Here is a 10435-nt window from a genome sequence, read left to right as displayed (position 1 = left end):
GCGTCGGAACGACCGACGGACGATCGTTCGAACGTGTGTGTCGTCGTGGGAGTCGGTTCAATGGTCGCTTAGATCGTGCCAACGGACGGGAAACGGACACAAATGGGAACGTACCGATGAAATGTCGAATACGTCGCCGCCGCTCGGGGGATGTGGTCCATCGAAACGGCTTCCATCACCCGGTCGGTCCCTTCGAATCGAAAAATACGATGTTCGCGTATTAAATCGGACATTCCCATGGGAATATAACGTGGAAATGACTCCCTCAGATACGATCTGATTTCGTGAACTGACGGGGGAGGGAAATAGGGTCGTCCCCTCTGCGTATGCGGGGGAAAGATATGGCAACCGAAGAAACCGAACAGAACGTATCAACCGAACAAGAGGACAACAGATCGTTGTTCGTCCGGTTCACGGAAGAGTACGCGGAAGAGGAGTTGGCAATCCTCCTGATCGCCGCCGGAGTAGTCATGCTGATCATTCCGCCGTTCCAACCGATCGGCATCGCATCAGTCCTCCTCGGCCTCGCCGTGTGGTTCACGGATTGGCTGTGGGGATGATCGAAGGGTAACACTGGTGAATTGCCCGCCGAATGACCACGTCGGCAATTCGATGTGGTCTCTCGTTTTGGCATTATTTTCGTCCCGTCACATCGAAACCGCGTGTCGGGACTCAGTCGTAGGTCAGCGTCATGCCGCCGTCGAACAGCAGGTCGCCGCCGTTCAGATGACTCGCGTGCTTCGAGAACCCGAAGACGAACAGGTTCGCCACCTCCTGTGGCGTCATCATCTCCTTCGTCCGGGATTGGCCGAGCATCACGTCTTCGACCACCTCGTCCACCGAAATCCCGCGTTGTTCGGCGGTGTCCGGGATTTGATCCGTCACGAGCGGCGTCTTCACGTAAGCGGTACTGATCGAGAAGGCGCGAACGTCGCCGTCACCCTCCGCCGCGATGGATTGGGTGAGACCGCGGAGACCGAACTTGGAGACGTTGTACGCGACCTTGTCCGAGGTGACGTAGTGGCCGTGAACCGAGGCCATGTTGCCGATACAGCCGGTTCCGTCGTCGCTGTCGCGCATGTGGGGAAGGCAGGCTTTCGCCAGCAGGAACGGGGCGCGAACCATCACGTCGTGGAGCAGGTCGAACTGCTCGGCCGGGAACTCGTCGATGGGGTCGATGTGCTGGAGTCCAGCGACGTTGGCGAGATATTTCACCGCGCCCGCGTCCGCCGCGTGCGAGACGATACGGTCGATCTCGTCCTCGTCGCTGAGGTCGGCGGCGACGGTCTCGACGTTTTCCGCGACGCCGTACTCCTCGGCCCGGTCGGTGGTCTCGCTCAGTCCGTCCTCGTCCACGTCAGTGCCGACCACGGTGAGGCCGTTCGCCGCCAGCGCGAACGCCGCCGCGCGTCCGATGCCGGAGGCCGCGCCCGTGACGATGGCGACGTTCTCGGGCCTGAAACGGTCGTCTTCGACGTACAGTACTTCGTCGGGGTCGAACTCGGGCGGCGTTACCGCGTCGTCTACCATATCTACGAACGCGTGAGGCAACGAGGAAAAGCTCCGGGTTGACATGTGAACCGCCGTATCGACAGTCCGTTCACATGTTAATCCGAACACATTCTCCACTTCTCACACCAGATCTCGATGGTACGATGACCCAGTAGAACGGTTTCACCGAGCGATCTCGATTTCACACGCTACTGTATCGGACAACCACTATCGTTATCGTTTACTCTCGGGCCTTCTCCGCCTCGACACGATTCTGTGTAGTTGTCGAGTCGGTATGGACAAACACAACCGAGTACAGGTGTCGCGTCCAAAACGAAATGCAGGGCGGAAAATTCTCACAGACACAACGCTTGTAAAGCGGGGATCGTCGAAGAGAGAGGATGTCTATGCGCTTTCCCTTCGACAAATGCTCATTAGGGGACGCGGACAGTGAACGACTTGGTTGCAAATGCTAACAACTTATCTCTACTTCCGAGTCTACATTCTCCTAACGAGCGTCAGTATCGAAAGACCGTGAGGAGCCATTGGGTGCACATGAGCGCTTCTCACGGTTGTCGGGAGGGAGCTAACCGATTCAATCACAATCATGGAGTGATGCCCCGACGAAATATTGTATTCCATCCACTCGAATCAGTTTTTTGGCTGTCTGATTGTGTAATTAAATTCGAGTTTATTTGCATACATCACACTTGTTCACTCGGGATGGCTGCTTGCCTACGAGACCTCTATCCTCTATCTCAGTGATTGCGGAATTCAGTGATTAGTGCCGTTTGCCACTCCCATGCGCCAGTCAGTTCACATGTTAACCCAGCAGTATTTGCCACTTCTCGCACCCGGTATAGATGGTATGACGAACCGGAGACTGACACGGCGCAACGTCCTCACGTCGGCGGGTGCGGTCGGCATCGCTGGACTGGCAGGGTGTACTGGAAACGGAAACGATGACAACAACGATACAACGAGCGACTCGAAAGGAGGTAACGATGCTGGAACGGGAGGTAAAACGACGATGAAGGACGTATCGGGAACGGTCAAGGTCGGTGTACTCCAACCGATCTCCGGGAGCCTGAAGTACTACGGACAACAGAGCCTCTGGGGTTTCCTGTCCGGGTTGGCCTACAAAGCGGACGCGAAGCCGAAGACCGGCGTCAAGACCGGGAAGACAACCATCTCAGTCGGCGACGTGGACTTCGAACTGTACGTCCGTGACTCGAAGTTCAAACAGGCGACGGCACAGAAGTTGGCGACGAACCTCGTCAAGGACCAGGACGTGGACATGCTGTTCGGCTGTGCGTCGTCGTCCTCGGCGACGACAGTCATCAAGACGGTGGCGAAAACGGCTGGCGTCCCGTACATCGCCGGTCCCGCGGCGTCCGCCGACATCACCTCGAACGGCGAGACGTGCAACAACCTCGTCTTCCGCGCGAGCGAGAACACCGCGATGGACGCCCGGAGCGGCGGGAAGTACGTCGCGACGCAGACGGACGTGAAGAAGGTGTACCTGTTCGGCGCGGACTACAGCTTCGGCAAGGCCGTCGTGAACAACTACGAACAGGTCCTGAAGGACGAGGGCGTGAAAATCGTCGGCAAGAAGTTCGTTCCACAGGGTCACTCCGAGTGGAAGGGCCTGCTCGACAACGCGCAAAAGGCGGGCGCACAGGGAATCGTCGGCGGGTTCACCGTCGCCACGCTGCCGAACCTGTTCACCGAGTACCTCTCCGGCGACTACGATTACCGCGTTTTCGGTGGCTTTGCGACCCAGATCACGAATCAGGTCGTCGGCCAGACGATGCAGAAAGTCCTCGGCAAGCCGCTGACGAAGGAGAAGATCGAAAAGGCGAAGCTCGGGCCGTTCACGACCCGCTACCACTGGAATCAGTACGACAACGACATCAACTCCTCGTTCGTCGATTCGTACACCAAAGCCTACGGCGTCGTCCCCGACCTGTTCACCTCGGGAACGTTCACCGCGGCGTCGGCCATTGTGCAAGGCGTCCGCGAGAGCGGGTCCACGAAGGGAACCGACATCGCGGAAGCCATGCGCGGCATGACCGTGAAGGACACGCCGAAGGGTGAGGACGGCTACGTCTTCCAGAAGTACAACAACCAAGCCCGCTCCTCGATGACCGTCGCCAATCCCGTTCCGACGACGGACGAGTGGGCTGATAGCTGGGACGCCGCCGTCATGCCCGGGAAGCCGCTCGCTACCATCGACGGCGAGGAGGCGACCATCCCGAAGGACGCGAGCAGCATGTCCTGCTCGCTCTAACATGCTCCGAACCACGGGGCTGACGCGGCGATTCGGCGGCCTCGTCGCCGTCGATGACGTGGATTTTTCGCTCGAAGAGGACGAACTCTGTTCGCTCATCGGCCCGAACGGTGCCGGAAAGACGACGTTTTTCAACCTGTTGACGGGCGTCCTCACGCCGAGCGAGGGCAGTATCGAGTTTCGAACGAACGGGTCGTGGCGGGATATCACCGATACGCCGCCGCACGAGACGGCCCGGTTGGGGCTGCATCGTTCCTACCAGATAACGAACGTCTTCCCGACGAGTTCCGTCCTCGAAAACGTTCGCGTGGCGGTCCAGGCCCATGGAAACGGGTCGGCCAACGCGTGGCGGAACGCGCGCGCGTTTCCGGAACATACGGAGCAAGCCCACCGGATTCTGGAACGCGTCGAACTCTCGGAGTTCGCGGACACGACGGCGCAAAACCTGAGCCACGGGCAGACCCGCCAGTTGGAAGTCGCCGTCGCGCTCGCGGGCGACCCCGACGTGCTCCTGTTGGACGAACCGAACGCGGGCGTCTCCTCGGAGAGCGTCGGGACGATTATCGACCTCATCGAGGACGTGGCGGAAGACCACGCTGTCCTGTTGGTCGAACACAACATGGATATCGTGATGCGAGTCAGCGACCGCATCGTCGTGTTGAATCAAGGCTCGGTCATCGCCGACGCTCCTCCCGAATCGGTGCGCGACGACGAACGAGTGCAGAAGGCGTATCTCGGCGGCTACGAGGCCGAGGAGGGTATCGCGTGAGTCTACTTTCGGTCGAAGACGCCCACACCTACTACGGTGAAAGTCACGTTCTGGAGGGCGTTTCGATGGAAATCGAGGAAGGCGAAGTCGTCGCCCTCGTCGGTAGAAACGGCGTCGGCAAGACGACGACGCTCCGCACCATCCTTCAGTTGACCCCCCCACGGAAAGGAAGCATTCGGTTCCGCGGGACCGAACTCGTCGGCAAGAGTACCCACGAAGTCGCCGAGATGGGGATCGGTTGGATTCCCGAGGAACGGCGCATCTTCACCCAACTCTCGGTCGAGGAGAACGTCCGCGTCGCGGTGCCGAAAGGGAACGACGTGAACGACGCGCTCGCCGTGGCGTTCGAGACGTTCCCCGCCCTCGAAGAGCACCGCGACCGCGAGGCCGGAAATCTCAGCGGCGGCCAACAACAGATGTTGGCCCTCGCTCGCGGACTCGTCGGCGACAACGAAATTTTGCTGGTGGACGAACCGAGCGAGGGACTCGCCCCGCTCATCGTGGAGGCCGTCGCCGAGGCGTTGGCCGAGGCAGCGACCGACACCACGATACTGCTGGTCGAACAGAACCTCCCGTTGGCGCTCGACCTCGCGGACCGGTTCTACGTCCTCGATAACGGACGCGTCGTCGAATCGGGTGACGCGAACGACGTCTCGATGGACGACGAGCGATTCAGGAGGTATCTCTCCGCATGATTTTCCAAATACTCGCTCCACTCGCTTCGCTCGTTCCGCTCGTCCCGCTTGCCAACTTCGGCAGCGCACTGGGCGACTTCCTCGACCCATCGACGCTCGTGTCGGTGTTCGTTCAGGGTCTCGCCAAGGCCGCGCTGTACGTGATGATTGCGAGCGGTCTGACCCTCATCTTCGGCCTGATGGGCGTGTTGAACTTCGCCCACGGATCGCTGACGATGCTCGGCGCGTACCTCGGCGGGGTGATAATGGTCGTGCTCGTTTCGGCGGGGAGCAGTTCGCTCACCCAGATGGGTGCGTTCTTCGTCGCCGTCGTCGTCACCTTCGGTCTACTGGCCGGGTTGGGGACGACCGTCGAAGTCGGTCTCATCCGCAAACTGTACGACAGACCGCCGGTGTATCAAATTCTGCTGACGTTCGGGCTGACGCTGGTGTTGAACGAACTCGTCAGCATCGTCGTCCAGTTCTACGGTATGCAACCTCAAACCGCGTGGCAGGACGCTTTCGCGACGAAACCCGGCTTCCTGACCACGCAGGTCGGCTTCGCCGGGACTTCAGTGAACGGCCTCGCTCTCTTCGAAATCGCGTTCGGCGTCCTCACGGTCGCCGGAATCTGGGCCTTCCTGACCCGGACCCGCTACGGACTCGTCATCCGAGCGGGGAGCGAAGACGCGGAGATGACAGAAGCGCTCGGCATCGACGTTCGCCGGGTGTTCACCGTCATCTTCGCGCTCGGCACTGGACTGGCCGGCATCGCTGGCGTCCTGTTGATGTGGGACCCGAAGTGGGGTGCGAGCGTTCCGGTCGCTTCGCAGGCGTTGCTTCCGGCGTTCGTCGTCGTCATCGTCGGCGGCCTCGGGACGTTCCGCGGCACCGTCGTCGCAGCGCTTCTCGTCGGCATGGTCGATGCCATCACGACGTGGTGGTTCGATAACGCCATCAGTTTCGCCGGACTGCCGGAGATGACCATCTTCCTCATCCTCGTGGTCGTGCTCATCCTGCGGCCACAGGGCCTTTTCGGCGTCGAGGAGGTGGGGGGCCATTAGCACCGAAACCGGGACCGACGGACAAACCGTTTCGAAGGGAACCGAGAATTCGTGGGTCGCGGAGTACACCCGTGACCACATGGTTCACCTCGCCGTCATCCTCGTGCTCATGGCCTACCCCGCCATCTATACGGCGTTGAAAAACTCGCCAGTCGGAACGGAGGCGATGACCCTCCTTCCGCAGGTCGAGACGATGATTCCGGTGTTCTACTTCGGCCTGTTCGCCATGTCGTTCGACTTCATCAGCGGTTACACGGGCTACCTGTCGTTCGGCCACGCCGCGTTCTACGGCACCGGCGCGTACTTCGTCATCCTCACCGCCAACGACAAGGTTCCGTTCCTCCCGGCGAACACGCCGTTCATGATTTCGCTCGTGGTGGCCGGACTCCTCGCCGTCGTCCTCGCGCTGGCAATCGGTTCGGTTTCGTTCCGCCTGACGGGCGTCTACTTCGCCATGATTACCCTCGGCTTCGCGCAAGTGCTGTACGTCTTCGTCAGCGGATGGGATTACGTCGGGCCGAACCCGCACGACGGAATTCTCGTCAACGGTCCGGCCGGACTCAACATCGGTGTTCCGGGTATCGATTCGCTGAATCTCGCTATCGGGGCGCTGACGGGCGACACCGTCTCGCTGGGGTTCGTTCACCTCGACCAGACCGGGGTGTCTTACTACATGGTCGGGTTGGTCGTGCTCGTCTGCTACTTCGCCATGCAGCGAATCATCCACTCTCCTTTCGGAAAAGTGATGATTGCCATCCGCGAAAACGAGGAGCGAGCAATCGCGGTGGGGTACAACACCTTCCACTACAAACTCGGCGCGTTCGCCATCAGCGCCTTCTTCGCCGCTATCGCGGGCGGTCTGCTGGCGGGCTATCAGCGAACCGTCTCGCCCGACGGGACGTTTAACTTCCTCGTGGCCGGCGACGCGTTGCTGGCCTCCATCATCGGCGGGTTCGGAACGCTCGCCGGACCGCTCTACGGGCAGTTGTTCGACGAGTCGGTCCGCGAGTTCCTGTCGAAGGAAGCCCAGGGCGTCGGACTCCTACCCTACCTGAGAGACCATCTCGGCGCGGGAGTGATGGGAACGACGATTTACAACGGACTAACGGTTCAGGGAGCTATCGAGACGTTCCTGAACGGTCACGCCGACCTGTACGTCGGCGCGCTGTTCGTCCTGTTCGTCTTGTTCGTTCCCAACGGACTGCTCGGCACCCTGCGTGACCGCCTCGGTGGTCCGGTTGCGAAGACACTTCCCGAACATGTTCGGAGGTATTTACGATGATGGATACGACCGTCGGACTCACCGGCTACGGACTCTACGTCCCCGAGGACTCCGTCACGGGCGCAGAAATCGCCCGCGAGAGCGGCATCCCCGAGGACGTCGTCGTCGAGAAGATGGGAGTGCGTGAAAAGCACGTCTGTCTGCTCGACGGCGACCACGCGACGGACATGTGCGTGAACGCCGCGGAACGGGCACTCGACCGTGCCGGAATCGAGGCGTCGGAACTCGACGCGGTGCTGTACCACGGCAGCGAGTTCAAGGACTTCGTCGTTTGGAGCGCCGCCGCGAACGTCGCGGAGCGAATCGGTGCCGAGGGCGCGTTCGCCAGCGAGAGCTACGCGCTCTGTGCTGGCGCGCCAATCGCCATCCGGCAGGCGAAGTCGATGCTCGTCGCGGACCACGTCGAACGAATCCTGCTCGTCTCCGCGAGTCGAGAGGAGGACCTCGTGGACTACGGGAACGAGGAGTCCTCGTTCATGTTCAACTTCGGCAGCGGCGCGTGTGCGATGGTACTCGAAGCATCGCCGGAGGACCCGCTCGCCACGGTTCGTGACAGCGCCGCCGTCACGGACGGCAGTTTTTCCGAGGACGTCGTCATGCCCGCGGGTGGGTCGCGCAACCCGCCGAGCGAGGCGACGGTGCGGGCGGGCCTTCACACCTTGGACGTGCCCGACCCGGACGGAATGAAGGAGCGGTTGGCCGACGTGAGCCTCGACAACTTCCTCTCTGTGGCCGACACCGCACTCACGCGGTCGGGATACGAGCGGGACGAATTGGATTTCGTGGCGCTCACACACATGAAGCGGTCGTTCCACGACTACCTCTGTTCGACGCTCGATGCGGAAAACTACTATCTGGACGAGTTCGGACACATCCAAAGCGTGGATCAGATACTCGCGCTCGATGCGGGACTCGAAAACGGCCTACTGGAGGCGGGGGACGTCGTTTGCTTCCTCGCGGCCGGAACCGGCTACACGTGGGCGGCGACGGTGCTCGACTGGCACGGGGGCGGTAATTCCACTTACTCTTTCGGATAGCGAACGTACGGACCCGGAAGCAAGGCACGGAGCGAATAGGATCGACGGGACGTCTCCTCCTCGTCAGCGTGCTTGGTTTCGCCGTCCGCCTGGCTCGCTTCGTGTCCCGCCCGCCGCCAGTTGATTCCAAAGGTGCTCATCAAATTAATATGATATCTCATCTATCTTTATTATACGCTCGATAACCACCCGACAGGGACGGTGTGAGTCGAAGTACCGAGCTGACTAATCGGATAATACGTCCGTGTGGACGTCCCATCCCCCGGCCGCGCGCCGCCGGTGTAACCGTCGTCACCCTCACCGTCGTCGTCGGTGGTGCTGTCCTCCTGTGCTGCCGCGTTCGGTCGCCGATCGATCGAATACGGGACGCTTCGCCTCGCCAATTTCTCGCTCGAAACGCTGTAGGTTCGGACTACTTTCGGAAAAACGACGTTACGATCGGCAAAAACCTATCAGGGAAAACGGACGAACTCCGCCAATTCGTCCGTTCGGGTTTCGCCCCGGGGCGACCGACCACCGCCAAACATATTTAATTCGAATGAGATGTGGGGATATATGAAACTCCGCGACGCTAGCTCGTCGGCCCGGTCGATCCTCCTCGGCCGCCCGGCGACCGTCCTCCCGTTCTTTCTCGCCGGGTCGAGCATCAACTTGATCGCCCAGACGTTTCCGATCCTCGGGTTGGTGCTGTGTTACCTGCTTCTCGCCGGTACGGGGCGTATCGACGCCGTGGTCACTGCGTTCAGACATACGGACCTGGCGGAAGCCGGAACGAATCCCGAGCGGGCAAACCGATTGGCGGACGCACTCCACGGCCTGCTCACACCCGAGGTCGTCCTCATTCTCGCCGTGTCCATGTTGCTGGCATTGGTCGCCGTGTTCGTCGCTCGTGCCATCGTCGGTGCGGCCCAAGTCCACGCGGTGACGGCCGCCCTGCGAAACGAGCGACCCGTCCCGGCCGGTATCGTCGGAGCGGGCGAGGACGCGACGAGGTTTCTCCTGCTCTCGCTCGCCAGATTGGCGGCGTTCATCGTCGTTTCCGTCGCCTTCGGGACCGCTTTCCTCGCCTTCATGGTTCTCGCGGTCCTCGCACAGCGGGATCCGACTGTGGTAACCCTCCTCGGAGGCCTCGTCCTCTCCCTCGTATTTCTCGTCGTCTGCCTCGTGGTCTACCTGCTGTTCATGTTCGTCCCGCAGGCCATCGTCATCGACGACGTCGGTATCTGGACCGGAATCCGTCGAAGCGGCGGGTTCGTCCGGCACAACGTGGCGCGCACCGCGGCGTACATCATCGTCGCCGTCGGGTTGTTCGGCGTGTTCGCCTTCCTGACGGCCGGGTTCGGACTCGTCGGCGTCAGTCGCGTCTCGGGTATCATCCTGCTTTTCTTTTTGTTACCCGTGCTGAGCGTGTTGAAGACGGCGGTGTATCTCGATGCGGAACCGACGCTTTCGACGGGTCGTGGGTCGCTTCGCGGCGCGTTAGGCCGCGGGCTTCACGAACTCAGGTCGTTTCTCGCACGGAAACCGCTCCTGTTTCTCGTCACGCTCGGCTTGTTCGCGCTCGGCGGCGTCGGCGGGTGGTTCGCGGCGCAACCGTTCACGCTCCGGAGCGTGCGTCCCGACCTGACCAGCAACGTCTTCGGCACGATTCCGGTGGACGTGTTCGTCAAAATCGCCGCGAACAACTGGTTGGTCGCCATCTCGGCGGCCTTCGCCGGACTCGGATTCGGCGTGCCGACCCTCGTCACGGTCCTGTTCAACGGCGCGGTCGTCGGCGCGGTCGTCGGCTTGCTCCCGAACCCGACGCTCGCGCTCGCTCTCATCCTCC

General features: G+C 61.2%; 10 protein-coding genes. 8 read left to right on the top strand and 2 right to left on the bottom strand.

Annotated features, from left to right (window positions below):
• Positions 1-341 precede the first annotated feature (341 nt).
• Entirely contained in the window at positions 342-560 is a 219-nt protein-coding gene (locus WBV42_RS01150; RefSeq protein ID WP_066148865.1) for a hypothetical protein, read from the top strand.
• Between the two features lie 112 nt (positions 561-672).
• Here the strand turns inward: WBV42_RS01150 and WBV42_RS01145 are convergent, their stop codons facing one another.
• On the bottom strand, positions 673-1530 hold the full coding sequence (locus WBV42_RS01145; RefSeq protein WP_423984413.1) for an SDR family oxidoreductase: 858 nt from the start codon (positions 1528-1530) through the stop codon (positions 673-675).
• A gap of 829 nt (positions 1531-2359) precedes the next feature.
• Here WBV42_RS01145 and WBV42_RS01140 point away from each other — a divergent pair.
• The 6 genes from WBV42_RS01140 (at position 2360) to WBV42_RS01115 (ending at position 8607) form a co-directional block, all read left to right on the top strand.
• Entirely contained in the window at positions 2360-3781 is a 1422-nt protein-coding gene (locus WBV42_RS01140; RefSeq protein ID WP_423984412.1) for an ABC transporter substrate-binding protein, read from the top strand.
• Position 3782: 1 nt separating this feature from the next.
• Positions 3783-4550: an ABC transporter ATP-binding protein gene (locus WBV42_RS01135; protein ID WP_423984411.1), complete on the top strand. Its 768-nt coding sequence runs from the start codon at positions 3783-3785 to the stop codon at positions 4548-4550.
• On the top strand, positions 4547-5245 hold the full coding sequence (locus WBV42_RS01130; RefSeq protein WP_423984410.1) for an ABC transporter ATP-binding protein: 699 nt from the start codon (positions 4547-4549) through the stop codon (positions 5243-5245). The genes WBV42_RS01135 and WBV42_RS01130 overlap by 4 nt, the downstream gene beginning before the upstream one ends.
• A complete protein-coding gene (locus tag WBV42_RS01125; RefSeq protein WP_423984409.1) occupies positions 5242-6288 on the top strand; it encodes a branched-chain amino acid ABC transporter permease in 1047 nt (348 codons plus the stop codon). Before WBV42_RS01130 ends, WBV42_RS01125 begins: the two co-directional genes overlap by 4 nt.
• A gap of 79 nt (positions 6289-6367) precedes the next feature.
• Positions 6368-7570 (top strand): branched-chain amino acid ABC transporter permease, encoded by a 1203-nt coding sequence (locus tag WBV42_RS01120; RefSeq protein WP_423984408.1) that lies wholly within the window; start codon positions 6368-6370, stop codon positions 7568-7570.
• Positions 7567-8607, top strand: a complete 1041-nt coding sequence (locus tag WBV42_RS01115; RefSeq protein WP_423984407.1) for a 3-oxoacyl-ACP synthase — start codon at positions 7567-7569, stop codon at positions 8605-8607. The genes WBV42_RS01120 and WBV42_RS01115 overlap by 4 nt, the downstream gene beginning before the upstream one ends.
• Here WBV42_RS01115 and WBV42_RS01110 read toward each other — a convergent pair.
• Positions 8592-8747: a hypothetical protein gene (locus tag WBV42_RS01110; RefSeq protein ID WP_253234626.1), complete on the bottom strand. Its 156-nt coding sequence runs from the start codon at positions 8745-8747 to the stop codon at positions 8592-8594. The two genes, WBV42_RS01115 and WBV42_RS01110, sit on opposite strands and share 16 nt — an antisense overlap.
• A gap of 415 nt (positions 8748-9162) precedes the next feature.
• Between WBV42_RS01110 and WBV42_RS01105 the strand changes: the two genes are divergently transcribed.
• On the top strand, positions 9163-10435 hold a 1273-nt coding region (locus WBV42_RS01105), incomplete at its 3' end, for a stage II sporulation protein M (protein WP_423984406.1).

The organism is Haladaptatus sp., from assembly GCF_049589095.1.
GTDB lineage: Archaea > Halobacteriota > Halobacteria > Halobacteriales > Haladaptataceae > Haladaptatus.
The sequence above is the reverse complement of the archived record's forward strand: the minus strand, read 5'-3'. Positions and strand labels throughout refer to the sequence as shown.

Bases quoted from the DNA above. Each gene is read 5' to 3' on its own strand.
- WBV42_RS01110 (WP_253234626.1), bottom strand. From the start codon at position 8,747: ATGAGCACCTTTGGAATCAACTGGCGGCGGGCGGGACACGAAGCGAGC.
- WBV42_RS01120 (WP_423984408.1), top strand. From the start codon at position 6,368: ATGGTTCACCTCGCCGTCATCCTCGTGCTCATGGCCTACCCCGCCATC.
- WBV42_RS01150 (WP_066148865.1), top strand. From the start codon at position 342: ATGGCAACCGAAGAAACCGAACAGAACGTATCAACCGAACAAGAGGAC.
- WBV42_RS01140 (WP_423984412.1), top strand. From the start codon at position 2,360: ATGACGAACCGGAGACTGACACGGCGCAACGTCCTCACGTCGGCGGGT.
- WBV42_RS01135 (WP_423984411.1), top strand. From the start codon at position 3,783: ATGCTCCGAACCACGGGGCTGACGCGGCGATTCGGCGGCCTCGTCGCC.
- WBV42_RS01125 (WP_423984409.1), top strand. From the start codon at position 5,242: ATGATTTTCCAAATACTCGCTCCACTCGCTTCGCTCGTTCCGCTCGTC.
- WBV42_RS01145 (WP_423984413.1), bottom strand. From the start codon at position 1,530: ATGGTAGACGACGCGGTAACGCCGCCCGAGTTCGACCCCGACGAAGTA.
- WBV42_RS01115 (WP_423984407.1), top strand. From the start codon at position 7,567: ATGATGGATACGACCGTCGGACTCACCGGCTACGGACTCTACGTCCCC.